22 protein-coding genes and 1 pseudogene are annotated in these 26,412 nt (G+C 30.0%); 7 read left to right on the top strand and 16 right to left on the bottom strand.

Annotated elements, in window-relative coordinates; genetic code table 11:
• Nucleotides 1-8: 8 nt before the first annotated feature.
• Both DK405_RS14075 and DK405_RS14080 read right to left on the bottom strand, forming a co-directional pair.
• A complete protein-coding gene (locus DK405_RS14075; RefSeq protein WP_231965478.1) occupies nucleotides 9-755 on the bottom strand; it encodes a DnaA N-terminal domain-containing protein in 747 nt (248 codons plus the stop codon).
• 524 nt (nucleotides 756-1,279) lie between these two features.
• A complete protein-coding gene (locus DK405_RS14080; protein ID WP_064612777.1) occupies nucleotides 1,280-1,573 on the bottom strand; it encodes a hypothetical protein in 294 nt (97 codons plus the stop codon).
• Between the two features lie 1,283 nt (nucleotides 1,574-2,856).
• On the opposite strand from DK405_RS14080, the gene DK405_RS05790 reads away from it, so the two are divergent.
• On the top strand, nucleotides 2,857-3,279 hold the full coding sequence (locus tag DK405_RS05790) for a hypothetical protein (protein ID WP_223845002.1): 423 nt from the start codon (nucleotides 2,857-2,859) through the stop codon (nucleotides 3,277-3,279).
• Nucleotides 3,280-3,751: 472 nt separating this feature from the next.
• On the opposite strand, the gene tatA is transcribed toward DK405_RS05790, so the two are convergent.
• The 5 genes from tatA to DK405_RS05815 all read right to left on the bottom strand — a co-directional run bounded on the left by tatA (nucleotide 3,752) and on the right by DK405_RS05815 (nucleotide 7,087).
• Complete coding sequence (gene tatA / locus DK405_RS05795; RefSeq protein ID WP_011944708.1) at nucleotides 3,752-3,910, bottom strand: twin-arginine translocase TatA; 159 nt, start codon at nucleotides 3,908-3,910, stop codon at nucleotides 3,752-3,754.
• Nucleotides 3,911-4,428: 518 nt separating this feature from the next.
• Nucleotides 4,429-5,418, bottom strand: a complete 990-nt coding sequence (gene obgE, locus DK405_RS05800) for a GTPase ObgE (protein WP_012460972.1) — start codon at nucleotides 5,416-5,418, stop codon at nucleotides 4,429-4,431.
• Between the two features lie 19 nt (nucleotides 5,419-5,437).
• Nucleotides 5,438-5,815: a cytochrome c-type biogenesis protein gene (locus tag DK405_RS05805; protein ID WP_045912461.1), complete on the bottom strand. Its 378-nt coding sequence runs from the start codon at nucleotides 5,813-5,815 to the stop codon at nucleotides 5,438-5,440.
• Nucleotides 5,816-5,837: 22 nt separating this feature from the next.
• Entirely contained in the window at nucleotides 5,838-6,143 is a 306-nt protein-coding gene (locus DK405_RS05810; RefSeq protein ID WP_231967651.1) for a hypothetical protein, read from the bottom strand.
• A gap of 203 nt (nucleotides 6,144-6,346) precedes the next feature.
• Nucleotides 6,347-7,087, bottom strand: coding sequence for a Bax inhibitor-1/YccA family protein (locus tag DK405_RS05815; RefSeq protein WP_045912463.1), 741 nt, complete (start codon nucleotides 7,085-7,087; stop codon nucleotides 6,347-6,349).
• 344 nt (nucleotides 7,088-7,431) lie between these two features.
• Between DK405_RS05815 and DK405_RS05820 the strand changes: the two genes are divergently transcribed.
• The 3 genes from DK405_RS05820 to acpS are packed head-to-tail and all read left to right on the top strand — an operon-like array spanning nucleotide 7,432 to nucleotide 10,380.
• Entirely contained in the window at nucleotides 7,432-7,821 is a 390-nt protein-coding gene (locus tag DK405_RS05820; protein WP_231108489.1) for a hypothetical protein, read from the top strand.
• Between the two features lie 17 nt (nucleotides 7,822-7,838).
• Nucleotides 7,839-9,974, top strand: a complete 2,136-nt coding sequence (locus tag DK405_RS05825) for a RelA/SpoT family protein (RefSeq protein WP_045912465.1) — start codon at nucleotides 7,839-7,841, stop codon at nucleotides 9,972-9,974.
• Nucleotides 9,975-9,984: 10 nt separating this feature from the next.
• Nucleotides 9,985-10,380 (top strand): holo-ACP synthase, encoded by a 396-nt coding sequence (gene acpS, locus DK405_RS05830; RefSeq protein ID WP_045912466.1) that lies wholly within the window; start codon nucleotides 9,985-9,987, stop codon nucleotides 10,378-10,380.
• Between the two features lie 1,127 nt (nucleotides 10,381-11,507).
• On the opposite strand, the gene groL is transcribed toward acpS, so the two are convergent.
• From groL to DK405_RS05850, 4 genes are all read right to left on the bottom strand, one after another.
• Nucleotides 11,508-13,175 (bottom strand): chaperonin GroEL, encoded by a 1,668-nt coding sequence (groL, locus tag DK405_RS05835; protein WP_045912467.1) that lies wholly within the window; start codon nucleotides 13,173-13,175, stop codon nucleotides 11,508-11,510.
• 72 nt (nucleotides 13,176-13,247) lie between these two features.
• Complete coding sequence (locus DK405_RS05840; RefSeq protein WP_041621221.1) at nucleotides 13,248-13,532, bottom strand: co-chaperone GroES; 285 nt, start codon at nucleotides 13,530-13,532, stop codon at nucleotides 13,248-13,250.
• A gap of 241 nt (nucleotides 13,533-13,773) precedes the next feature.
• A complete protein-coding gene (locus DK405_RS15745) occupies nucleotides 13,774-14,040 on the bottom strand; it encodes a group II intron maturase-specific domain-containing protein (protein ID WP_080503903.1) in 267 nt (88 codons plus the stop codon).
• Nucleotides 14,041-14,151: 111 nt separating this feature from the next.
• The gene (locus DK405_RS05850; RefSeq protein ID WP_045912468.1) at nucleotides 14,152-14,358 is read right to left on the bottom strand and encodes a reverse transcriptase N-terminal domain-containing protein; all 207 of its coding nucleotides are present in this window, start codon (nucleotides 14,356-14,358) and stop codon (nucleotides 14,152-14,154) included.
• Nucleotides 14,359-14,463: 105 nt separating this feature from the next.
• Here DK405_RS05850 and DK405_RS05855 point away from each other — a divergent pair, with 105 nt between their 5' ends.
• Entirely contained in the window at nucleotides 14,464-15,633 is a 1,170-nt protein-coding gene (locus tag DK405_RS05855) for an ankyrin repeat domain-containing protein (protein ID WP_045912469.1), read from the top strand.
• A 485-nt stretch (nucleotides 15,634-16,118) separates the two neighbouring features.
• Here the strand turns inward: DK405_RS05855 and DK405_RS05860 are convergent, their stop codons facing one another.
• Together DK405_RS05860 and DK405_RS05870 are read right to left on the bottom strand one after the other, a co-directional pair.
• Complete coding sequence (locus DK405_RS05860; RefSeq protein WP_045912470.1) at nucleotides 16,119-17,573, bottom strand: replicative DNA helicase; 1,455 nt, start codon at nucleotides 17,571-17,573, stop codon at nucleotides 16,119-16,121.
• Nucleotides 17,574-18,323: 750 nt separating this feature from the next.
• Complete coding sequence (locus DK405_RS05870; RefSeq protein ID WP_045912471.1) at nucleotides 18,324-19,835, bottom strand: sensor histidine kinase; 1,512 nt, start codon at nucleotides 19,833-19,835, stop codon at nucleotides 18,324-18,326.
• Between the two features lie 334 nt (nucleotides 19,836-20,169).
• Between DK405_RS05870 and hpf the strand changes: the two genes are divergently transcribed.
• A complete protein-coding gene (gene hpf, locus DK405_RS05875; protein WP_052691687.1) occupies nucleotides 20,170-20,520 on the top strand; it encodes a ribosome hibernation-promoting factor, HPF/YfiA family in 351 nt (116 codons plus the stop codon).
• A gap of 616 nt (nucleotides 20,521-21,136) precedes the next feature.
• Here hpf and DK405_RS05880 read toward each other — a convergent pair.
• The gene (locus DK405_RS05880) at nucleotides 21,137-21,442 is read right to left on the bottom strand and encodes a toprim domain-containing protein (RefSeq protein ID WP_045912472.1); all 306 of its coding nucleotides are present in this window, start codon (nucleotides 21,440-21,442) and stop codon (nucleotides 21,137-21,139) included.
• 216 nt (nucleotides 21,443-21,658) lie between these two features.
• On the opposite strand from DK405_RS05880, the gene DK405_RS05885 reads away from it, so the two are divergent.
• Nucleotides 21,659-23,314 carry an ankyrin repeat domain-containing protein gene (locus DK405_RS05885; protein ID WP_045912473.1) on the top strand — a complete coding sequence of 552 codons (1,656 nt, stop codon included), beginning with the start codon at nucleotides 21,659-21,661 and terminating at the stop codon, nucleotides 23,312-23,314.
• 28 nt (nucleotides 23,315-23,342) lie between these two features.
• Here the strand turns inward: DK405_RS05885 and DK405_RS15425 are convergent.
• Nucleotides 23,343-24,167: pseudogene (locus DK405_RS15425) on the bottom strand (conjugal transfer protein TraA).
• A 14-nt stretch (nucleotides 24,168-24,181) separates the two neighbouring features.
• Complete coding sequence (locus DK405_RS05890) at nucleotides 24,182-26,176, bottom strand: AAA family ATPase (RefSeq protein ID WP_231967653.1); 1,995 nt, start codon at nucleotides 26,174-26,176, stop codon at nucleotides 24,182-24,184.
• Nucleotides 26,177-26,412: the final 236 nt, after the last annotated feature.

Raw genomic sequence — 26,412 nt, forward strand, 5'->3', positions numbered from 1 at the left:
ATCACCCTTTAAATTTTATTAAAATTACTAAGCTTAACTAACTCGAAAGAAAATCCTTGAGCTTTAAAAGAGGACTCAAGATCTTTCAGATAGTTCTCTCTGATGTAACTATCTTCAAATTCTGTTTTTGCTTTGATGAATATTTTTTTGTTAACACTATCTTCATTTATAACTTCTAATTTGCTAAACCATGATTTATCGATAGCTTGACCATAACATGTAACTAAAGATTCTCGTACTTTGTACCAAGTCGAGTTAGAGCCCAGTTGTTTACTGATATTCAAGAGATACTCTTCTTCATTGATTTGTTTCTGTGAAACAGTTGTAGGTTGCTCAAATGGTGTAACTTGCAATTCTTGAATTTCGTATCCATATACATCTTGTACAGCTTGTAATATCTTTGATCTATCACATTCTGTTAGTGTGATATTTTTAAGCAACTTAACAAAAAACCTAGTTCGAACTGCTGGCCCAAAACTACAAGAAGTCAAAATTTGATAAGCCATAGCTGCTTCAAAAGAACCAGCAATTTTATGCTTCAACTGACTTTCCTTACTAAGATTTGCGCTTGTTTCAATTTGAGTAAGATATTTTTCCTTATTAGATTTTTCTACGTTATCAAATCTACGGTTGATGCTATTTGCCTGATCAGTAGTTCGTAATTCATTTGCTAACGCTTGTGCTATATAGTTTAGAACTGATGCCTTACAGCCAAAATGATAATTTGAATATCGATCTGCTAGCTTTAATAGCAATTTGTTGATAAAGTATATGTTAAAGCCTCTATCAGACTTATGTTGCAGTGTAACTACATCTTCTGGTGTTAGTGGGTAAAAGTCTTCTAGCCTGTACCTTTTGAACCATTCTTTTTTACCATTCGAAGACTTGAGAATCTTTGTTATTAGTGATTTAATGTCTTGATTGCAATTTTTAGTTGAAGTCTGTATATCATTTTCAAAATCATCAACATTTTGAAAATTTTGTTCTTCATTTTCATTTTTTTTATTCTCTACTAACTCACCTTCAGTAGATCTAGATATTTTAGATTTTTTTATATATCTATATATGTCCCTGAAAAAAGTTTCAGGTTGACCTGAAATTTCTTTCAGGTTGGGACGAAATTTTTTTTCTGGTAAGGCTATATTTTCTTCTTTTCCTTTTTCGCTATAGTGCTGAAAATTTTTCAGAATTTTTATGCAAGGGACATTACGTAACTTAAGATTGTCTTTAATGATTGTCCTATTTTCAATTTCAATAAAACCTGCATCTCTTAATTCTACTAAGCATTGCCTAACTCTTCTTTGACCAACATTCGCTTATCTTCATAAAGCTGATAACTTTCCTGTAATTCATCTATATCTTTGTTGTAATAGATATGTAGTCTAAATACTATGAATGATAAAAGCTGTTTAGATGTTTTACTTAATGCTTTTCCATTATCTCCAGTTAGCTTTCTCCATTCTGGTGGAATGATATTTCCAATAAAGTTATAAAATATTGTGTCATTATTGTTACTATTTTTTTTAACAAAATTACAACCATTGGTTAAAAAATCGAATACTACAGGGCACATTTTTCATCTCCAAAAATACAGCTATAGTAGGTGTTTTAGAAAATAATTTTTTTACAAATTACACTCAAATTTTTGTTCAAAAGGTTGAAAATAGGTTGACAAAAATCATTATGCCAAACCTATATAAATCTTCATACTTATACTATCTGCCTTAGAAGACCAATTTTACCTATAGATCATGTTATTACATATTATTTACGGTGTTTTAAAGCATAATTCTCCTTTTAATCCTAATGTTTCAATCCATCAAAAATAATAATTTTATAAAAACTTACATCTTTTTTATAAAATTATTATTTCTTTTCTTAATTCTTAACACGTTATCTATAACAATTCGCTATTTTTAGTTTTTACTAAATGTGCAAGACAAGAACTGATATTATTACCGTTCTATCTTAATACATCCACTGCACATGATTCTCATATAAAGATGTTGTTTTCATTAGTTGTTGTTGGGTAGTTTATATATCTATATATCTATATCTTGCTTTCTAATTTGAATAACTTTGTTATATAGTCATTTACAATGAAGTTTGAGTATAGAAAAAGCGACAATAGCATCATAAGATTTACCAACAGGATATTTTATACTCAAACTTCATTGTAAATGACTATATTTATTAGTATTTCTTTTTTTCACTGATTGAATACTTTTTAGTAAACGTGTAATATATACAATATTTAATTTAAACAAATACTCAAGAAAAATATATAAAGAAATTTTAAGTTTGACGTAAAAAATATAGGCAGAGTAATTGTTGTATGCCTTAACACAACATAATAAATTTTGGTTAACAGTACTTCTATTAATAGGCTGATATGCTATAGTATCAATTATTCTGCTTATTTTTCTTGACTATATCCCTTTTCCATTCTGTCCTGATGAACTATCTTTTTTTGATTTACTATACATAAGCCTGAACATGCTGCAATTCTTTTTCTTTCTGCATTTTAATATATTTCTTATTTCAAACTCAGATTGATGAAGTAAGAAAATCTAATTTAGAGCTTAGTTAAGTAATTAAAAAATATATATTTTGTTAAATAAATGAAATAAAAATTGCATAAGAAATATAAATAATCTTGCTTGTATTCTCTAGAGTACTCTAGTAGTTAGATAGATCCCTTGCAATTAATTATCTTATAAACAGAATAACTAACTTTATAAATTATTAAAAAATATGATTGCTCTACTTGCATCAATAGTCGGATTTATTAGCTCCGTTGTTCCAGAAATACTAAAACTAATTAAAGATAAGAATGAAAGGCAGCATACTATGGATATGCTTGACAAGAAAGCATATCTTGCTCACTGGTTACAAGAGAGTAGTTTAAAAAAAATGGAATTTGCTAAAGATTTAGCTGAACATACTGCTATTATATACACAACGTACAAAACTGGTATAGTATGGATAGATGCAATTAATGGTACTGTTAGGCCTATATTAGCATATAGCTTTTTCTTTATGTATGCTATTATTAAAATTATACAATATAAATCTCTGACTATTCAATCAACAATATATATTACAGAATTTATAAATATATTATGGACTAGCGATGATCAAGCGATTTTTGCTGGTATTATTAGTTTTTATTTCGGACAACGAACTTTCAGCAAACTAAGACATAAATCTGGACTTCAGCAACAACATCAAAAAATTACTTTTAAATCAAAAAACAAATCAGGATCAAAATTAAAATAATCATAATATAATAGACCATATACGCCAAATTAGACAATAAAAAGCATGGATTTATAAAGACAATTTTAAATAAAAATTAAGAATAAAGAACCAATATTAAAGACGGAAAGAATACTCTAAAAACCAAGAAGAAGCACTATACTTTCTAGCCTAATAGAACCTGTTCGATATAAGAAGTATACTAACCTATAGAAGGATTGTAGTAACTTGGTTCTTTAACTTACTCTAATCTGTTAGGTATACACTTTTGATACTGCTATTTCTACAGCTAATTAATCTACTCTTCATTATGCACACTATCTATTAGAAAAGTACACTTAGAGCACAAAAATATATACATTAAGAAATTGCATCTTATTATTAATGGTTAATTTACTTGACTCATTATAGCCCATCATTATAGCAAAAATTTAAATCCCATATTTCATTAATATTGTATGACTTATACAAACTCATTACATACAAACTTTAATTAATCTTTTTTCTTTTTTTTAGTATCATTGTCTAGGCTATCCTTAAACGCTTTAATTCCTTTACCTAAGTCAGACATTACTTGAGGCAAGCGCCCTGCCCCAAAAAGCACCAAAATAATCAATAATATAATAAGCAACTGCGCAGAACTAATCCCCATTCATTTCACGTTAATTTTGATATCACTTAGCATTATATACTAAAACACAAATAATATTATTGCAATATTATTTGTTGGTTCCGCGCAGTTTTTATAACTGAATAAGTCTAAGTGTTTAATATACTTCTTTCAAATCTAGAATAGTATAGAGTGATATAAAGTTATGAGACTTGGATAAGAATAGATGGTACAATATTTTCATCTTCTATACATAAAAGCAGAGTTAAGTTAATGTGCCGTGTTGTTATGATTAATGTTTCCATTTTCCATCATCATCCTCATCAAACATAACATATATATTTCCAATATTACGCTTTTCTAATAATTTCGTATTCTTCTTCTTAACTTTCTTTATCCAAATTTGGCGTTATTACACTTTTTCTTGCTTCTTTTTTTCAATCTTTACATACCTTCCTTTGCCGTTTTGCAGAAGGTATAATAAGTGATGATTTAAGACATATTAGAGCGAATGAAAAATATCTAAAAATACGGTTGTAATTAATAAGCTATTTTTTCTATTATGATTTTTGTAACTCTGATAAAATATTCGCTAGTAACTTTTTTATTCCATATTTAGTATAAGATGATATTGGATATATTACCCTATTAATTACTGGCTGTAGTTCTAATAGCTTAGACATTATTACTTCGTTAGATTGCGTATCAGTTTTGGTAAAACATAAAATTTCTGTCTTATCTTTAAGAGATAAAGAATATGATGACAGTTCATCACGAATAGTATAATAGTTTTGCAGCAAATTCTCTGCAGTAATATCAAGCAAATGAACTATTATGCGACATCGTTCAATATGTTTCAAGAATTTATCTCCTAAACCTTGCCCAAGGTGTGCTCCAGCAATTAAACCTGGAATATCAGCAACAACAAAACTATTATTATTAATATAAACTACTCCTAAATTCGGAGTTAATGTAGTAAATGGATAATCAGCAATTTTAGGTTTAGCAGAAGTAATTGCTGATAAAAAAGTAGACTTGCCTGCATTAGGTAGTCCTACTAATCCAACATCAGAAAGCAATTTTAAATGCAACCATACCCACATCGAATCACCAATCTCACCTACAGTATTTTTTCTAGGTTTTTGATTAATCGATGATTTAAAATAAGTGTTTCCTAAACCACCTTTTCCTCCTCTAATAATTATAAATTCTTGTCCATCTTTAGTTAAATCAAAGATTACGTGTTCTTTATTATTACTTAAAATTTGAGTGCCAACAGGTACTTTTAGTACTAAATTTTGTCCAGATTTACCAGTTCTATTATTTCCTGCACCAGCTCTACCATTTTGTGCTAGAAAATGTTGCTTGAATTTAAAATTTATAAGAGTGTTTAGGTGGCGATCACCAATAAAAATAATATCTCCGCCACGACCTCCATTTCCACCATCAGGTCCACCATTAGGAACAAATTTTTCTCGCCTAAAACTTACACACCCATCTCCTCCATTACCACCTTTTATAAAAATCTTTGCTTCATCTATAAATTGCATCATTTAATCAAGTAAAACCTTAAACAAAGTTTAAATATACCCACGCTAAACTAAAAGTAATAAACATCCACGGAACAACTTTAGTAAGGAATACCGATATTATCGTAGCACTTTCAGCAGTTATACTAATTTCTGAACCATAATTTTGTATCATATCCTGACGTATTTCTGCAAAACTCTTTCCTTGCTGATTTTCCATTGCAATATATTCTCTTAGTTTTTGAGCAACATCAGTATTAGAATCATAAATAGTTTGGCCATTGCAAACTGTACATCTAATAGTTTTATAAAATTCACTTATATTATTAACATTATCTCTATTTTTAATATTATTAACTGCAACTACAAATATTAACAATATGAACAGCGCTAGCTTTATAATATAGCTTTTCTGCATTAAAATATTGAGTTAGCGTTATTTATCTGGATGCTCCTCGACTACTTGACTTACCTTTTGTAGAAAAAATAGAAGTTAGTGGTATAGTTAATCCACTAGTACACCCACCTAAATCAGCAAATTGAAGAACTGATCTAAAAGTTTGTCCAAAAGATGCAGCTGCTGCTGGAAAAATACTATCCAACCCAAAAGTAAGCATCTTAACTACATGGCTTTCAGAAAGCAATTGATCCATACTTGGTAACCTAGCTCCTTCAAGTAGAGCGGAATATATACCATGACCTCCACCTGCACTACTGCTATTACCTCCATGACCAATAGATCCCAAATTTGACCCAATATCAGAAAACATATCCTTACCCTATCTATGAGTTACTTATTATCCATTTATCATGATTATGGGTTTCTCAAAACATGATATACGCTTGCATATATACTAAAATAACTAAAAATACACAACGCACAATTATATAAAGACATAATCACTTAATCTCTATACTGTTTTGTGCGCAAAACCACAAATCACAATTTTTAGTCTTTTCTTCTGTTACCAAAAAAGCGCAAAACATATAAGAAAAGATTAAGAAAATCTAAATATAAAGTAAATGCCCCAACAACTGCTAATTTTTGCCCTAACTCACCACCTCCAGAGCTATAATAGATATGCTTTAACTTTTGTGTATCCCAAGCAATCAGTCCCATAAATATCCCTATACCTAACACTGAAGTAGCAAAATGAATTGCAGGACTACCTAAAAAAATATTTACTAAAGATGAAATTATAATTCCCCATAGCCCCATTATTAATAATGACCCAAGCGAAGTAAGGTCTCTTTGAGTAGTATGACCATAAATACTCATAGCAGCAAAAGCTGAAGCAGTAATAAAAAAACTGCTAACTAAAGATTCTCCAGTATAAATATAACCCAAAGCTGAAAGCGACATGCCTACAAGAACAGCATATACCCAGAACAAAGTTTGAGCTGTAGAAATATCAAGCCTACCTATTCCCCAGAAAAAGTACAGTGCTATACCAATAGGAGCCACATTAACTAGCAATCCTATAGGCGTTTGACCAATTACATACCCATTAGGCGAAAAATTAAACATTAACCTTGCAAGTGGCTCTAGTGAAAAAGTAGCGGTTCCTGCAACAGCTGTAATAAAAAGAGCCATCGCCATTAAGTTATATATTCTCAGCATGTAAGCTCGCAACCCTTCATCAATACTTTTATGCACTCCACCTGAATAAGCTCTTGTATAGTCAATCATATAAAAAAACTCCTTAAAAGAAATTTAAAGTATATTTAAATACTTGAATGTAAGTATACACTAGATATATACTAAATGCAAGTGTCAAAATTTTATTGCATAGTAGCTAGATAGTAGCTAGAATTAATAATATAATATTTAAATTCAAATCACCAATTAAAAGCTTTTAATACAAAAAAAATTAATTAACAAAGCAACTAAATCTATGCATATTAATTTCAAGTATTTAAGATATTAATTCACTATTAGCAGTAGCTATTAATTAAAAAATTATGTATTATTTATATTAACTATATTTTTTTAAGTTTAAGTTAATACATTAAATTTTAATTATGGAGTATATTATGGCAAACACTATTACACACTATCCTCAACATGTAGCTAATAGATTTGAGTTAGTATCTTTATCAGCGCACCTAGTAATTGAACTAAATTCCGGTTCTAACATTATGGCATCTCATGCAAAAAAAGATAGCAATCTTATCATGACTGCTCTTAATGGAATTTTAACAGAAGAAGTTAATATTCCTGAGCTGAGAGAAAAGCTTATTTTGAAACATCAGACTCAAAGTCATAATTACTTATCTAAATTACAAAAAAATAAATTTAATAATGATCAAGAAGGATATTTTAACAACTTCGAAAGCGACTCTGAATTTGACAACCAGCAAATATATCTGAGCAGTGATAACTTAAGTATTATTAATGATGATGATGATACAAGAAAAATATAAAAAACAACTTAGCAGCTATGGTTAGTCGTGAAGACATTATTAATCAAGTATCTTCTTATGATCCAACATTTAATAAAACTCTTGTAAACAAAGCTATAGATTATGCTATTCACTATCACGGCAAACAAACGCGCGAGTCTGGTGATCCATATTACTATCATCCACTACATGTAGCTCTTATTATTGCTCAAATGAAGCTTGATACCGTATCTGTAATTACTGCGCTATTACATGATACAGTAGAAGATACTGAACTAACTTTAAGTGATATTGAGCGTGAATTTGGCAAAGAAGTAGCAACGTTAGTAGATGGAGTTACTAAGCTTGCTAAACTTCGATTCCAATCCTATCATCTACAACAAGCCAAAAACTTTCGTAAGCTACTGTTAGCTATAAGTAATGATATCAGGGTTTTATTGGTTAAATTAGCTGACCGTCTACATAATATGCGCACAATTGAGTCGATCAAGCTATTAAATAAGCGTATTAGAATAGCTTTAGAAACAATAGAAATTTATGCCCCACTAGCTGAAAGAATTGGAGCTCAGTATATTAAACTAGAATTACAGGATCTTGCATTTAAAGTAATGTATCCTAAAATCAGAAATGCCATTATTAGCAAAATCACGCAATATAATGATAATAACCGCATAACATCAGATACTATCATCATTGAAATTCAAAACACTTTAATGAAAGCTGGTATTAAAGCTCAGGTATCTGGCAGACATAAAGCACCTTACTCCATTTGGATGAAAATGAGACAAAAATGCATTGGGCTAGATCAGTTATCTGATCTTATGGCCTTCAGGATTATTGTCGATACTATTCCAGAATGTTATCAAGTCTTAGGTATTATTCATTCAAATTACAAAACAATACCTGGCAGCTTTCAAGATTTCATTAGTATTCCAAAGAATAACGGCTATCAATCAATACATACTACAATTATTGGCCCTCAGCAAAGAAGAATAGAAGTTCAAATTAGAACTGTAAAAATGCATGAAATATCAGAGTTTGGAATAGCAGCACATTGGCAATATAAACAACATAAAGACAATGTAGAGCAGCATAAATGGGTTTTAGAATTATTAGATATATTAGGACGCTCTTATACAGCAACTGAATTTTTGCAGGATACAAAATTAGCAATGTATTATGACCAAGTTATCTGTTTTACTCCAGAAGGAAAACTGATTGCTTTACCTAAAGGAGCTACTGTAGTAGACTTTGCTTATAAAGTACACTCAGAATTAGGAAATAAATGCATAGGAGCAAAAATTAGCAACAAAGTTGTACCATTAGATACACAACTGCAAAATGGAGATCAAGTAGAAATTATAACATCGCATACACAATTCCCTATTCCTCAATGGAAAACATTTGCTGTAACAGGTAAAGCTCAATCAGAAATTCGTAAATTTATACGTAGTCAAGCATACAAAAAATACATTGATTTAGGTAAAGAAATACTAATACAAACATTAAAAAAAATACAAGTTGCCAATATTAATGTATGCATTGCTAAAATCGCTCACGAGCTAAATAAAAAGAATGTAGAAGAAGTATTTTTCTCAATTGGAAGTGAATTATTATCAAAGAAAGAAATTATCAAAATTATTACTTCAATATCAGATCCAGTTAACCCAGTAACATTAAATAAAGCGTACTGTCTAAGTAATGAACTATCACCAATTGCTATATCTGATAATAATAAGATTGATAAAATCAACCAAAACTTACCTATAGATTTTGCTAAATGCTGTTACCCATTGCCTGGTGACTTAATTATTGGTCTTTGCACAAAAACAGAAATAGTAATTCACACTACCTACTGCACTATTGCTTCTAATTATGTTTTGGAATCTATAAGATTATTAGACTTTAGCTGGACTAGTAACGCTCAAAAGATGTTCTATACTTCAAGTGTGCAATTATCTGTACGTAATAAAATAGGCAGCTTAGCCAGTATTACTACTATACTTGAAAATAATAATGTTAACATCTGTAATATCAAAACTACTAATTGTACTCAGAGTACAACTCAAATAATAATAGATATAGAAATATCTACACTTGAGCAGTTAAATAAAATAATAAATATATTACAGTCATCTCAAGACATAATATCTGTTAAAAGAGTATCTACATAATGGTTTTTATATGATATATGGAATAGGAACTGATATAATACACATACCAAGAATTGAACAATTAATTAATAAATACTCAACTAAATTTATTAATCGTATTCTAGGAAAAAACGAAATAACCATATATCAATCCCTTTCTATTAAACAGCAAACTAATTTTGTTGCTAAGCGCTTTGCTGGCAAAGAATCAGTAGCCAAAGCTATTGGAACTGGCATAACTTCATCATTATTATTGCGCGATATTGAAATACTAAACAACAACCTTGGTAAACCTATAGTTTATATTCCTAATGCAGCTAAAATATTGTTGAATAACATAAAATTAACAGAATATAAGATTGATATTTCGCTCTCGGATGACTACCCACTAGCTATTGCATTCACTGTAATCTCAGCTTCCACATAGTTTTTTCTATTCATCATTATCAATACTTCTGCAACATTGCGAAAATATGTAAAAGAACGTTTATCATTCAGAGATAATAGAATTAAATATATAAAAATAAGAAGATATCTAATGAAAGCAAAATTAACTCTAAGATTAGTATACAATGGTAGAGAAGAAATAATTATTAGCTCTAGATGATAGTATATTGAACAAAAGACAACAGACTCAATTAATAAGCGTTTATTTAATAAATGCTTATCTTGAAGAAAGTTATTCTATCTCCAAACTTAATCTCAATCTTATGACTTAGATAAGCTTTTTGCAAAGTATATAATATAACTTATAGCAGCATAGCTATACTACATTATCCAATCTGGTGTTATCTGGTATTATTACTATACTCACTACACTTAGTTGTAGTTCTATTTTCGTATTCAAAAAACCTTCTTTTTTTAATTTAGATAAACACTAGCTAACTTTGGGGAGCCTTATTCCTAACAATTCTGTAAAAAGTTGAACTTTAGTTGAAAACTTTTATATTTTCATTATTATATACTTGTAGCTAGCGAACTATTAGTGCTAGCAACTACTTTTCAGCGTTTTGTTTCCTAAAGCTTTTCCATAAGCATCAGTTAGTCATCTCCATTCTTCTGGAGAAAAATTTTCCAATAAAATAATAAAAGACTTTTACATTATCACTACTGTCATTATCATTGGAAATTTTGCAATCATTGCCTGTAAAACGGCGGAATATTGGTGGCATTACTATCCATCCTATAACAGTAAAAACATCAGAGATCATATCGCATATTTAGCTTTTAAAAAGCCGTTTTTTTTATAGCGAAGAAATGTGGCAGAAAACGACTGTCTTAACAATGCTTATACATGAAAGACTTATTCTAATTTGCTTCTTTGTTTTTTTATAGTATATTAGGTTTTCATTTCCAACTCTGTTCTTTCAAACAGCTAGTTCACCTATTCTTCATGTGGTACACGTGTATAACAATGTATAAGTTACTCCTTACGTATAACTCTTTTTAAACAAGCTTGAAATATTATACTGCAATTTTGTAAAAAAATACATAACTAGCAACCTTATACAAAAGTTATACTCTATTTTTTTTGAAGGTAGACATGGGGGCGGATTAGAAATCCATTCCGCCCATACCACCATGATGTCCACCACCTACTCCACCACCACTGCGGTTACCAGTATTATTATCTTCCTCATGATCAGTAATCATAGCTGAGGTAGCAATTACTAATGAAGCCACAGAAAAAGCATCTTGTAACGCAGTACGTACAACTTTAGTTGGATCCACAATACCTGCTTTTATCATATCAACGTATTGCATTGTTCTAGCATCGAATCCACGGTTTTTATCTGTACTCTTGCTTAGTTCATTAACAACAACATCCTCTTTGCCTCCAGCATTTTTAACTATTTGTCTTACCGGAGCTTCTAATACTTTTTTGATAATGTTAATACCTACCCTTTGATCTTCATTATCAAACTTCAAACTATCTAAAACACGAGAAGCATAAAATAGCGCAACACCACCACCAGGCACTATACCTTCTTCAACAGCTGCTCTAGTAGCATGTAAAGCATCTTCTACTCTATCCTTACGTTCTTTTTGTTCTACTTCAGTAGCACCACCAACTTTTAGTACAGCTACACCGTTTCTAAGTTTTGCTAAGCGCTCTTGTAATTTTTCTTTTTCATAATCTGAAGTTGTATCTTTAATTGCTTCACGGATCTGTTCACAACGAGAATTAACTTTCTTCTCTATATCACTATTATTCTTATCATGAACTATAGTAGTATGATCTTTTGTAACAATAACTCTATTTGCAGTTCCTAACTTAGATGTATCATTAACCTTTTCTAGTTTGATTCCTAGTTGTTCAGTAATTACTTCTCCATTTGTTAAAATAGCAATATCTTCTAACATTTCTTTTTTTCGATCACCAAAACCAGGTGCCTTAACAGCTACTACTTTAATAGAACCTTTTAAATTGTTTAATATCAATGCAGTAAGAGCTTCTCCGTCTACATCATCAGCAATCAATACTAATGGCTTGCCAGTGTGAGCAACAGCTTCAAGCACAGGAACCAGTGGCTGCACTGTAGATACCTTCTGATCCAATAGCAAAATATAAGGATTTTCAAATTCGGTAATCATCTTTTCACGATTCGTTGCAAAGTACTGTGATATATATCCGCGGTCAAATCTCATTCCTTTAACAACTTCAACTTCAAAGTTAAAATTTTTAGAATCTTCAACAGTTATCACTCCTTCTTGGCCAACTTGTTTCATTGCATTAGCAATCTTTTCACCAATTTCGCGGTCTCCATTAGATGAAACAGTAGCTACTTGAGCAATTTCTTCCTCATTTTTAACAGGGCTGCTGTTTTTACGTACATCAGCAATAACTGCTTCAACAGCTTTCTCAGCGCCTTTTCTTACTTCCTGTATATCAATGCCTGCAACTTCAGCTTTATTTAGCTCCCTAACTGCAGCATCAGCTATAACTGTAGCAGTAGTTGTACCATCACCAGCCACATCAGCTGTTTTACTAGCAACTGATATAACAAATTGGGCTCCAACATTAAGAGATTTATCCTTAAGTTGAATTGCTTTAGCAACACTAACTCCATCTTTAGTAATTTTAGGAGGACCATAAGATTGTTCTATTGCTACACATCTACCTTTGGGTCCTAATGTTATACCTACTGCATTAGCTACAACATTTATGCCTTCTATTATTTTTTTACGACATTGATCGCCATGTACAATTTGTTTACTCATACTGAAAACTCCTTAAAATATTTTATAATTTGATTAGTCTAGCATCCTTTAATTATTAATACATTAAGCATTTTAGCTTTTAACTAATAATATATCTGATTCTTTAATAACTACATAGTCTTTACTTTCTAATTTTATTTCAGTACCAGCCCATTTTGTATAGACTATAGTATCTCCTTTCTTTACTTTTAACGGTGTAATATCACCTTTATCATTTCTATAGCCACCGCCAACCATAACTACTATTCCTTCTGTTGGTTTCTCCTTTGCGGTATCTGGAATAAGAATTTTTCCATGTGCTTCATCATTTTGTATTGGCTCAACTAGCACACGATCATACAGTGGTTGGTATTTCATATAATCCTCCAAAAATTTAACTCTATATAATTAAATTAGCATAATTAGTTAATCTATACTTTTACTATGCCCTAATCATATATCTTCTGTTACTACTTATTTCAAGTGTGAATAAAAAATTTTTATATTTTTCTTTTATACGCTGAGTTTAAACCATTAATATCGCACTAATTGTTTTTCTTAATTAATTTGAAAAAGTATATAACATAACTGTTTTATACTGGTTTAGCTATATCATTGCTTATAGCCTATCAGAAGTTATTGCTTCCAAAGATCTATAATATCGAATTTGGTAATCATTATATAATTCCACCTTTTCATATAACTTTCTTCTACACAACCTTTTCCAGCAAAAGCCTTTCAATCCACTTGATTGCATTAGATGATGTCTTACTATCTTATCAAACAAGTCCATTACATATCTAAAACAACTGCTAGAGTTACCAATCCTAAAGTAATTTATCAAGCCATGTAATATCTGGTTGATAAGATATATTACTCTATCAATTGGTTACAATATAAACTTGCAGAATATTTCTTTTAGTATTTTTAGCAGAGAAGTTTGTGCTCTCGTTCTAGACATTTTTCTGAATTTTAATTTTAGATTGATCAGTTTTCACTAGCCTAAAATTAAAACTAAGAAAGTCAAATGTTTTACTATTAGATGTAAATATTGTATTAAGCAATTAACTCCTACAATTCTTTTTTCTGAGGTTTCAGTCACTTTTCTAACCGCAATTACATTACTGTCAAAAGAATTGGCAATTAAATGTTGCAAAGCTTTCACTTTATCATATTTACCTGTATTACCTTTACGATATGCCAAAGTATATAAAATATCTGCAAAAAATAATCAATTTTAGATTGAATTATTACTTATTTAATGTATAATATCTTTGTTAAAGATATTCATATAATTTAGGAACTAATAATGTATAATACTGATTTACATGATGCTGCAAAACAGGGCGATATAAACGAGGTAAAACGCCTCATTTTGAAAGAGAATAGAGATGTTAATTTTCAAGATGAGGATAAAAATACTCCTTTATATTGTGCAGCAAAGGAAGGGCATACAGATGTTGTAAAATGGCTGTTAACTCATGGAGCCGATAGTAGTTTACAATGTCAGTTCACTAATACTGCTTTGCACATAGCTACACAAAAAAATCATATAGCTGTTGTAAAGATTCTGGCAGCGCACGCAGCTCAAACAACTAATGTAGTTCACACAGATAATAATATTGATTTACCAGGTAATACGAATCAAACAGCTCTACATACGGCTGTTCGAAACGAATCCATAGATATTATAAAGATTTTGTTATTTTATGGGGCTAATGGTAATTATCCAGACGCTTTTCGTAATACTGCTTTGCACGTTGCTATGATTAAACCCAATCTTGAAATTATAGATCTTTTGTTAACTAATGGATGTAGTCTCAATGTACCTAATACAGCTGGTACTACTCCTTTTAAAAAGATTTGCAATTCTTTTCTAAATCAACCTACAGAGCAAAAGCAAAAAATAATAACATCATGTATTGCTCATCTTGTTATGAGAGAACATTGTAACAAAGAAGAAAGTACAACAACACAGCCAGCATGGTTTAAATACAATAAATATCTTACAGCTGAATCAGAATGGTTTAAATCCAATAAATATCTTATAGATAAAAACCAATCTCTAAATGAAATTTGGCAGAACTGCCAGAAAGAAATTCAAAAGATGAAAGACACAATTGTTTGTGAAAGTGAAAATACATCTCTTTTTGATATGTTTATGGATTCTGATCTTGATAAGATAGCAAGGTCCACTAATTATAGACATATTAGGCATAAGTTTGAGAAAGAATTTTGCACGTATTCTCCTTTTATTGAAAAAGCTATTGAGAGTAGAACTTTGATGTTACAAAATGCAGTAGAATCAATAGATGAGATATTCGAACCAAATCAAGATGATTCAACATCTTGGCTTCATTTACCACTAGAAATGAAATTTATGGTACTAGAGTACTGCAGTAAGGATGATTTAACAAAACTTCAACATCATGAAGAAGTTGAAATTGCAGGGTGCAATGTTATGCATGAGGAATCGTAGCACAGATATCAAAGCTTTCTGTAACGAAAGAAATAGTAATCGCAAACTAAAACATCTTATAGGTATTGCAAAATGTTAGTGCAAAATTACTAAAATACAGAAAATCATATTGCTTGCACTATTAAGGTTTTGAATTGCATAAATAAAATTCAAAACCTTACCTCTACAACATAATATTCTTTTTGCATAATGTTATAAACTTATCTCTTTCTTAAACTCTAATCTATTATAGTTTCAAAAGAAATTTATTATTACTTTCCCTTTTTTTCTTATAAATTTTTGTGGCTAGATCCTAAGGTTGATATACTTACTTTATCTTTTTGATGCTTCTTGATGACGACTACTTCATTCTTCAGGATATGCTATTACTATCTTTCTTAGATTAAAAATTGTATGTTTCTTTTCTTGCTTTCAGTTGGCTCTTGCTTACTTAAAATCTTTCAAATTACTTTGTTAGCAGTACTAAATTCACATCTTGGTTTTTATTAACTTTGCAGAGAGTGCTTAACCATATTAGCAAATTTAGAATACTGATTAGTATAGTGTAACTTCACTGTACCAACTGGCCCATTACGGTGTTTAGCAACAATTATTTCAGCAGTATTATGACATCTATCCTGTTTAGCAATCCATTCCGTATATTCTGGCGTTCCAGGAGCTGGTTCTGATCTAGATAAGTAATATTCCTCTCTATATATGAGCATTACAATATCTGCATCCTGTTCAATGGAGCCTGATTCTCTTAGATCTGATAGCAACGGCTTTTTATCAGGCCTTTGTTCAACAGCTCTAGACAATTGTGATAATGCAATTATTGGAATATTAAGTTCTTTTGCAAGCGCTTTTAGGCTTTGAGTAATTTCAGAAATTTCATTTACTCTATTATATTGACTTCTATTTGAATCAATCTTAATTAACTGCAAATAATCAATAAATAATATTGCTAAATTATGAGTACGTTTAAGTCTACGAGCTCGTGATCTAATTGCTGATATTGAGATTGCAGGAGCGTCATCTATGTAAAAATTCCACTTTTGTATTGCATCTTGGACATTCTTTAACTTATTAACTTCTTGTTCACCAATTTTCCCGTTAAATAAGGAAGAACTATCAATTTCCGACTCTATAGCAAGGATTCGAGTTGCAATTTGCTGAGAAGACATTTCTAAAGAAAAAAAACCAACTGATGGAGCTATGTTAGAAACTTTACTGTTTTGTTGAGTAGATAATGATAAAAAATATTTGCAAGAATTCACTGCTAAATTAGCGCCTAGAGCTGTTTTTCCCATTGAAGGTCTCCCTGCTAATATGATTAGATCAGAATTTTTAAACCCTCCAAGCTTAGAATCAAGATCTAGAAAGCCGCTACTAATACCATTAATTGAGTTTTTATTCTTGATGGCAGCAGAAATTGATTCCCATGATTCCTCAACTGAAGTTTGTAATTTGATAAATCCTTTACTTAAAGTTCCTATTGACGCTAAATCATATAATTGAGATTCAGCAGCTTCTATTTGACTGATAGCTGTATCTGCTAAAGTAGAAGAATATGCATTTGTAACTATTTTTTCACCAATTTCAATTAAATAACGTCGTAACGCCAGATCATATACTATTCTGCCATACTCAGTTACATTAACAATACTTAGTGCTAAAGTTGTAAGTTTTGCAAGATAATTTACTCCACCAATTTCATCAAATGTAGGTTCATTGCATAACATATTTTTTAGCGAAATTGGAGTAGCACTAATTCCTTTGCTAATAATAAGATTAATCGATGTGTATATTTTGCCATGTAATGGCTCATAAAAATGTTCAGGTAGTAAAAACTCATTAATGCTATATAGTACACGATTATTAATTAGGACTGCTCCAAGTATCATTTGCTCAGCTTGAATATTACTTGGAGCTGACTTTGCAATAGGTAAATCTTTTTCCATATTCTTTATAATATTAAAATTATTTGTATATTCTTAAACTTAGATTATTTTTTACTTATTAAAAATACTATAGCAAAAACCAAAATGATATACTCATTTAAACACAAGTTCGACATAACAAGATATGTGTTTAATATATTGAAAATAAGATTAGAGCAACAGTTCAATATAACTATAGCTACACCAACATAAAACAGTTATGTTATATACTTTTCAAAAATGTTGTCTATGTCATAGTGATATTTCATTCTGCTTGATTTATCTTGAATCCACTTTTTTCAATAGGATTTAAATCATGAGAATAAGGAGGTAAATACTCTAAAATATATGCACATTTTTTCTATCATAGTTTTTAAATAAGGCAGTTTATGAAAACTTATATTGTCGATCACAACTACAGAATTATTAGGTAATTTCTGAATTAAATCCTGTTCTACTCAACAGTTAAAAATAGCAGTATTAACATTGCAGTCAAGAATTGATACGGGATTAGCAGCGATTTATCTACTAATGCTACTATAATATTAGTTCTCTTTGATAGATACAAATCATAAACGCCATAACATCTCATGCATTTTGCTGCATATCTGTGAGTTCTAGTTGTACTATGAACAAAACCTCTCTCATCCATAAAGACATCTTATTATTATAATTGTTTTATAGCAGTGTGGCTATATTTGCTCTTACATTTCTATCATTTTGATTATGCTAGATACCTATAGCATAACCTATATATTTGCCATTATAATATTAATTTATTGTTCTGGAAGGATATTTAAATGTTATTGTAACAGTTGTGCCTTGTCCTATATTGCTTGTTATTTCGAAATCTCCTTCCATTAAGTAAATGAGCTTCTTCGTTAGTGGTAAGCCTAATCCTGTACCTTCACGCTGATTACTTAGGTTATTATTTACTTGTTCAAAACTTGATAATGCTTTAGGAATATCCTGTTCCGCAATACCAATACCTGTGTCAATAACTTTTATATAAACTAAAGACTTTAGTTCGTTCATACTAATTTCAAGTGTTATAGAACCTTTACTAGGAGTAAATTTTATTGAATTAGATAACAAGTTAAACAAGGCTTGTTTTAAACGTTTAGCATCTGCATTAATAATAATTTGATCTGGTGGAAACTTAGAAATCAGTTTTATACCAGCTTTTTTAGCCTTAGTATACATCAAGCGTAAACTTGAAGCTGCCAATTTGTTAAGGTCTACTGCTACATTTTCTACTGTTAATTTGTTAGCTGAAGCCTTAGAAAAATCAAGAATATCATTAATTACTGCTAATAAGTGCTTTCCAGAATTATGAATATCACGAATATAGTTGTAGTAGTTTATTTTGCAATGAGAGTTAGATAATATTATTTCTGTAAGTCCAATAATAGCACTTAACGGTGTTCGTAGTTCATGACTAACATTAGCTAAAAATTTGTTTTTAGCTATATTTTCCTTTTCTGCTTTTTGCCTTGCTTGTTCAAGATATTTATTGGCATTCAATTGAACATTAATAATTTGCTGAACATTAGATATACTGCTTTTTATAATAAAGAAAAAAATTAAAGACATTAGCAAAAGAATTGTTAATACTTGTTTGCTAATATTATTTATGTACATCCATTGTTGTGTAGCATTATAGGTAATTTTTAAAAATGCAATTACTGTATGGTCTAAAATAATAGGGCTTTCACAATGAATTAATACATTAGCAGAAAATGGAGACGTATTAGCTCTAGAAGGATATGTATTATTATCAAATTCAACAAAGCAGTTTGTAATGCGCGTTCCATGTTTAAAAGTATGTTTTTGATTTGGTTTCTGGTATGTATAAAAAAGCAATTTATCTAGATAAAGTAGCAGACTTTCAATTCCTATATTTTTACGAACATTATTAGTAGCAACATAATCATCTTTTGATCTAATGATAATATTTTTCATATTATCATATAATGTTATTTGTTCTATAGACTCCATAAACTCAATTTCCCTAAAGAAATTAAGAGATTGTTTAGCTAAATTTTTTAAGTCTAAATCCAACTTTAAATCATAAGAATTGGTCACAAGTTTAGAAATAATATCTTTATTATGATTTTGATTTAAAAATTTGGTTCTATATTTTGAAACAATATTCCTTGCATTTTTTTGTGCAGGAATTAGGCTATACCATTTGATCACATTATATCTATAATAAACTGTTAAGCCTACTAAAGTTAGAAAAACAGCTATAAATGATAATCTAATCGCATATCTATAATGCATATATTTCTTTGTATATTGCCCATTGTAATTAAATAGTACATTATTATACACTTTAATACTTCAGTAATTATTTAAATTTCATTTATTTAGAGTTGTATTATATTTTAAATGTAAATTTAAAGTATGGTATAAGTATTTTATATACTTAAATTTGCTAAAATTTATATTTTATGGTCTAAGTTTTTCTACTGCTATTCATAAAAGCATTCAAATTTTTTTGCAAAACTATATATTATAGATTTTATACAAAAAAATAATTTTTTAATAAAACTCTTTTCATATCTTGCTAATGATGATACAATTTAAATTATAATAGCATAAATAGGAGGAATTTATGAATATTATAATCTCTGGCTCACCACAATACAATTCTGTTAAATTCAATTTAAATCAGTACGTTAATAGGAAGATCATTAATGTAGCTAACAAGTATTTTGATAATCTAAAGGCTCCAAATGTTCATTTCAGCAAAGAAGAACATAACCAGTTTAAATGTCATATTGTAGTTAATCCTATTACCAAACAGCACCGTATTATTAATAGTACAGGATACTCAAATGATGTCTTTGCAAGTTTTGATCTTGCTCGTGTTAAATTAGAGCAGCAACTTAGACGATATAAATCCAAACTTAAAGATAAACATGCTAAAGTTAAGGTATCTCAGTCATGCAAACTAGGTGTTTAAAGTCAATCATATGTAGCTAACCTAGTATCAGATGGTAAAATTATTCAAAATAATTTATTTTAGACATCTTTTGAAACTATGCATTATGGTTTAAAGTTATAATAGCATGAATAAGATTAAAAATCTAAATCAAAGTTTCACACATGTTTTGGTACACATCATGGATTATGTTTAATAATTTTAACATACTAATAACACTTTCATTAATAGATCTTTGGTTAAACCATAAGTTTGATATAAGCAGTATCATAAGAGTGCATGCAGAATAAGTATTACAGCTATTTTTATGATTATAAGGTATATAAATAACAATATTTAGTTATAACTTCTAATATGTTACATTATCCAGGACTATGTATTTAATATTTTCTAGTCTAAATATTTCTAGAAAATATCAATTCTTAATAACTGACTATTCTTTGTATACCTTTTATTCTATGACTTACTTCTTACATATTATCTTAATCTGGCATACTAAGTATCGAGCCTTGAGTAGATTGTAGATTGCAATAATATAACAAACATAGCGTAAGCAAAGAGATTAGAGATTAGACCTCTTTCGAAAGAGATCAAATTAAATCTAAGGCGGGATCTTTTATGTCTATTTCGATATTTATCAGCAATAATTTTGAACTACATTAACCAGTTTCGAAAGAGGTCTAATGTCTCTAATTGACTGGTCTCCACAACTTTGCAACAGATTATTAAAATCACCATTTTCTGGTGGTTTGACTATACAAGTTATCGCTCCCTTCATTTCTAACGTTTTTGCAGCTTTAATTACAGTATTATTAGTTATAGGATTTTTGCTATCATTATCTGCTGCAATGATGATTTTTTCACCAGAAAATGGTGAATAATTTCTCAAATTCGCAATTCCTGCACTAGCAATGATATTACCTTTAATGCCTGATTGCTGCAAGCTAAATGCTGTTTCGGCGCCTTCTGCTATAATTGTTATATTAGGGTCATTCGCATTTCGTTTTGCTATTATTATAAATGATCCTCTGATTTTACCTAAGGATCTATTCTAAAAATTTAGATATTAGCTAACACTATTCATAGTATGAATAATCGCATTGCTTTATTTATCAATTTAATATATTAGATTGATAAATATTTTAGGGTGACAAAATTTATGAAAAATTGGCTTTCTTGGCTATATAGTGTTGTACAGAAGTTGAAAATGTTTTTTTCTAAAAGCATTGATTTACAAGACGCTGTTATATCTGGAGATATCAAGTATGTAAAATGTTTTTTTTCTCAAGATAATACCATTATTAACTTACAAGATGAGGATAATTATACAGCTCTACATTATGCTGTTATATGTAATCAAATAGAAATTATAAAAATTATTCTGGAGTATAATCCTAATATCAATTTACAAGATAATTTAGGTAATACCGCTTTGCATTATGCTGCTGCATGTGGTTATACAAGTATTGTAGAGCTTTTACTACAATATGATCCTAATTGTATTAATTTATGTGATCAGAATCAGTGGACAGCCTTGCATTATGCTGCTGCGAATGGTCGCATAGAAAGTATAAAGCTTTTATTGCAGTATAATCCTGATTCAGGTTTGCAGAATAATTTAGGTAATACTGCTTTACATTATATTGCTACCTATGGATATGCAGATATTGTAGAGCTTTTATTGAAGCATAGTTCTGATGTTATTAATTTACTTAATCAGAATAAATGTACAGCTTTACATTATGCTGCTTTGCATGGTAACATAGGTAGTGTTAAATTACTGTTAAAGTATAATTCTAAAATTAGTAATTTACAGGATATTTGTGGAAATACTGCTTTGCATTATGCTGCAGAATGTGGTAATACAAAGATTATAAAGTTTTTGTTAAAGCATAATCCTTGTGTTATCAATTTACTTGATGAAGATAACTGGACAGCTTTGCATTATGCTGCTGCACATGGCAACATAGGTAGTATAAAGTTACTGTTAAAGTATAATTCTAAAATTAGTAATTTACAGGATATTTGGGGAAATACTGCTTTGCATTATGCTGCTGCAAGATGTCACATGGAAAGTGTAAAGCTTTTGTTGAGTCATAATCTTGAAATCGAATTACAGGACTATCTTTATATTGATATTATTAATAATAATGAATTAAATACATATGAAAAAGAAGTTGTTGAATTATTCATAACTCATGCTGTAAAGCTAAGACACTTTAGTAAAGATATTAACTCAAAAATTGTTACACGGAATACAGATTTTATACAAAACTCACCAAATTTAAACGAATTAGCTCAAAGATGTGAACAAGAAATACAAAAGATGAAAAATATTAAGATTGGTAGCAGCGATAAAACTATATATAGTATGTATTTGTTACCAAATAATACTAACGTGCTAGCAAGATATGCAAATAATCTTGAAGTTCTAGATTGGTATAAAAATTCTAAACAAGAATTTCCTCTATATGGACCTGAAGTTGCAAGAACAATTGAGAATGGAACTAATAGAAAAAAATTACTTGAAGGAGTCTGTAAAGAAAAAATCTCTATAATACTGAATCAGCAGTATCATATCGTTCCTAATAATCCTTTATCAAAAACTCAATATAGCGAAACTCTGGATGAAGAGTCACATAAGTCTATAACTTTTAGTCAGTTGAATAATTATGATACACATAAAATATATGAATATTTAGACAACCCTGTTTTGAAAGAGCTTCAGCATGAGTATAAAACTATTGACGGTAATGATAAAAAATGTTTTTTCTGTAGTTTATCTGGAGAAGAAGTAGTTAACATAGAAACCTGATATAGTTATTTGTTTCAAATCTTCAGCACTACCGTCTAACTCCAATTTTTGGAGCTATGTTAGTTTTCACCACTTGTTCAGACTCTGTTTTTACGTTCTGAGTATTAATTAACTTCATGATTTCAGGTATCATAAGCTCCTTAACAGCTATTGCTCCTTTATTTTTTAGCATTTCGTTAAAATCTTCACCTTCTGAATGAATTACGATGCTAGTAATTGCTCCTTTGCTTGTCAGTACTTTTGCAGCCTCGTTTATAGTGCTTACATATTCTTTATTTTGTTTATCATTATTTGCAGCTATAAGAATCTTTTCTCCTTGAAATGGCTGATAATACTTTAAATTATTTACATTTGAGCTATATACCATTCTGCTATCAATGCCAGCTTCCTGAAAACTTGATATCGTTTTTCCTTCTGCTTACAGAATGGTTACATCATAATCATATTGTCTTTGTTCTTTGATATGCATAAATAATGGAGTAGAAATATCTTTGGTGGTGCATTGCTTTATGCTATTCTCTTGCTGGACTTTTTCTACTTTAGCTTCTTGCTCTGGTTTAGCGGTAAAATGATAATATTCTTCATTCACATGAGATCTATCATTGATATCATTGATTATAGACTTAAACCAGTTTTCAATTTTACTAAAAACAGTTGTCTTTGTCCGTTCTTTCTCCAAATCATGAGCAGTTTTCAGAGTTATGCTAGCTGATTTCTCATTTGGTCTGCTGAGCTGATTTATTAAGCTGTTAATGCTTTTAGTTGCTTCATTATTGCAATATAACTTTAAGCTCTTTATATGCCTTGTCATAGCTACGTATGAGCTGCTTATATTACTTACTCCGTTATGCAAAACGTATACATCTTTTATAGAAGCTCCCTGGACCTTAAAACAGTACTTGCATAGCCATGTTTAAATTGTATTTCACTAGGATCAAAACTCACTTCTTTTCCTGTGTCTGTCTTAGCTATAAATTTATTTTTACTAACCGAAGTTAAAGTTGCAAATTCACTATTTTGTATTTGTAAATCCTTATAGCTTTTTTGAAATACGATTCTATCTCCTGCCATATATGACTTTTTCCTTTCATCAATAGAACGCTCATATTCTGTGCCTTTTAGCGTACCATTTGCTTTTAACAAAGACCTAATACTTGAATTAAGAATGTCGACATCTTTATTACGTACTGTAATTACCAATTTTTCATGTGGTTTAAATTTGCTCAAACTCCAATCATAAATCAACTTACTCATTGAGTCCTGCAACGTATTATCAAACCTAACGCAGTTATTTTGCCTCAGTAAGGTTATACCGCTTAAAATATTACTCTCAGCAAACTCCATTGCTGCTTTTCTGCTCCAGTTTTTACTTTGTCTTCGAATATTTACTAAAACATGTGAACCAAAAATATTACTCAGCATCTCAAACATTCCGCCTCTTTCTATTGAAGCTAACTGCTTTTCATCTCCAGCAAGTATCAGTTGACAATTATTGTTTCTAACTACTCTAAACAGCTCTGCATAAGCTTTAGTACCTACCATTCCAGCTTCATCTACTACTATTAACCTATTTTGCATAAAAATTTTTTTTCGATTATACAAAAATCCTTTTACCGTATAGACATCAGTATAACCTTTGCTCTTCAGCTCTGATACTGCCTTATGAGTAGGAGCAAGCCCAATAACTTTTTGTCCACGATTTGTTGCGAGCTCATGCGCTTTTATTAAAACATAAGATTTTCCTGTACCAGCTCTTCCTCTTAAGACTCTAACTCCACTAGTGCTAAGCAAAATATGCCTTAGAGCTTGTTTCTGTTCTTCACTAACATTTGCTAGACCTTCGATATCACTTTTAAGATTGTAAATATCGTTGTAATAAACCTGATTATTGATTTTATTAGCTATTCTGATTATTCTCGTCTCCTCATTTCGAACCTCAATTGTCGTAAAATATTTGCTACTTTCACCATCATCATGGTATAACTCTAGTATTCTATTTGAACTAAGCACTTGCTGAACTAACTGTTCTCTTGCTGTTGGATCTGGTATATCTTTTACTGCTTTTTCAACATCCTGCTTAGTAAAAATAGATTTGTAATGTGTTATAGAATCTGTTATTACGTCAGCATCATTAATAATCTTCAAATGAGCCTCTTTACGTAACTCATTTTCATTTAATACTTCATTAATTAAATTCCTAATTCTACGAGGTCCAATATGCTTTCCAGGTACTTCGCTTGTCTCGTCAACTCTATATGGTAAGCCTAATTCAGCGAAATATGCATTAGTTTCTTCTTTTGCTATTTCATGAATCATCTTGGAATCTTTAATAATACGCCACTGACCTTTTACTGTTATAAATTTAGCCTCTAAGTCAACAGCTTTATCACCCAATTCTTCACCATTCTCTTTAAATCTTCTTGTAGTAACCAATATATGCACATGCCAGTTTTTATCTCCTATTTGAGGCTTATGAATGTCTATCTGTACTCCAAGACCATTTTGCACCCATTCCATTGCATCAACTATTCGATGAGTTAGTTCTATTCTATGCTCTAAATTTAGCTCCTTCTCGTCTGGCAATGCTATTACTATATCCTTCAACAACTTACTATTTTCTCTTGTTTCTGTTCGTTCTACCTCATTCATTAATGTTTGAATATTCTTGAAGTCTTGATTTACATAATCCGGTATCAGCACTGTATGATATACGTTATCTTTCTTACGAGAGAAGTTATACCTTATACCTGTCTGCTTATTTTTAACAATAGTTCTTGCATTATATGCTGCCTTACGACAACTATCACCTCCTGCACTTCTACGTAAAAAATTCAATCCTTGCAAACTGTATAGCCATCTCAATACCAATTCTCACCTGAGTTTTAAGTTAGCATGGTTTTTTTGATTTTGCTAGCATAAACTTCTTTTTTTTTAACATTCAATCGGTTAATGAGTACTCATTTTTTAGCAGTAAACTTTCAAGTTTACGTATTGCGTAAGCTTATTCTTTAATGAAGCTTCTAACCTGAATTCAAGTTTTTTTGACTATAATTATTTGATGTTGGTTTGGTAGGTACGGTTTTTTTCTTTACTGAGAT

It is taken from the genome of Orientia tsutsugamushi (genome assembly GCF_900327275.1).
Taxonomy (GTDB): Bacteria; Pseudomonadota; Alphaproteobacteria; order Rickettsiales; family Rickettsiaceae; genus Orientia; species Orientia tsutsugamushi.

Bases quoted from the DNA above. Each gene is read 5' to 3' on its own strand.
- DK405_RS14080 (WP_064612777.1), bottom strand. From the start codon at position 1,573: ATGTGCCCTGTAGTATTCGATTTTTTAACCAATGGTTGTAATTTTGTT.
- DK405_RS05790 (WP_223845002.1), top strand. From the start codon at position 2,857: ATGCTTGACAAGAAAGCATATCTTGCTCACTGGTTACAAGAGAGTAGT.
- tatA (WP_011944708.1), bottom strand. From the start codon at position 3,910: ATGGGGATTAGTTCTGCGCAGTTGCTTATTATATTATTGATTATTTTG.
- obgE (WP_012460972.1), bottom strand. From the start codon at position 5,418: ATGCAATTTATAGATGAAGCAAAGATTTTTATAAAAGGTGGTAATGGA.
- DK405_RS05805 (WP_045912461.1), bottom strand. From the start codon at position 5,815: ATGCAGAAAAGCTATATTATAAAGCTAGCGCTGTTCATATTGTTAATA.
- DK405_RS05815 (WP_045912463.1), bottom strand. From the start codon at position 7,087: ATGATTGACTATACAAGAGCTTATTCAGGTGGAGTGCATAAAAGTATT.
- DK405_RS05820 (WP_231108489.1), top strand. From the start codon at position 7,432: ATGGCAAACACTATTACACACTATCCTCAACATGTAGCTAATAGATTT.
- DK405_RS05825 (WP_045912465.1), top strand. From the start codon at position 7,839: ATGGTTAGTCGTGAAGACATTATTAATCAAGTATCTTCTTATGATCCA.
- acpS (WP_045912466.1), top strand. From the start codon at position 9,985: ATGATATATGGAATAGGAACTGATATAATACACATACCAAGAATTGAA.
- groL (WP_045912467.1), bottom strand. From the start codon at position 13,175: ATGAGTAAACAAATTGTACATGGCGATCAATGTCGTAAAAAAATAATA.
- DK405_RS05840 (WP_041621221.1), bottom strand. From the start codon at position 13,532: ATGAAATACCAACCACTGTATGATCGTGTGCTAGTTGAGCCAATACAA.
- DK405_RS05855 (WP_045912469.1), top strand. From the start codon at position 14,464: ATGTATAATACTGATTTACATGATGCTGCAAAACAGGGCGATATAAAC.
- DK405_RS05860 (WP_045912470.1), bottom strand. From the start codon at position 17,573: ATGGAAAAAGATTTACCTATTGCAAAGTCAGCTCCAAGTAATATTCAA.
- DK405_RS05870 (WP_045912471.1), bottom strand. From the start codon at position 19,835: ATGCATTATAGATATGCGATTAGATTATCATTTATAGCTGTTTTTCTA.
- hpf (WP_052691687.1), top strand. From the start codon at position 20,170: ATGAATATTATAATCTCTGGCTCACCACAATACAATTCTGTTAAATTC.
- DK405_RS05885 (WP_045912473.1), top strand. From the start codon at position 21,659: ATGAAAAATTGGCTTTCTTGGCTATATAGTGTTGTACAGAAGTTGAAA.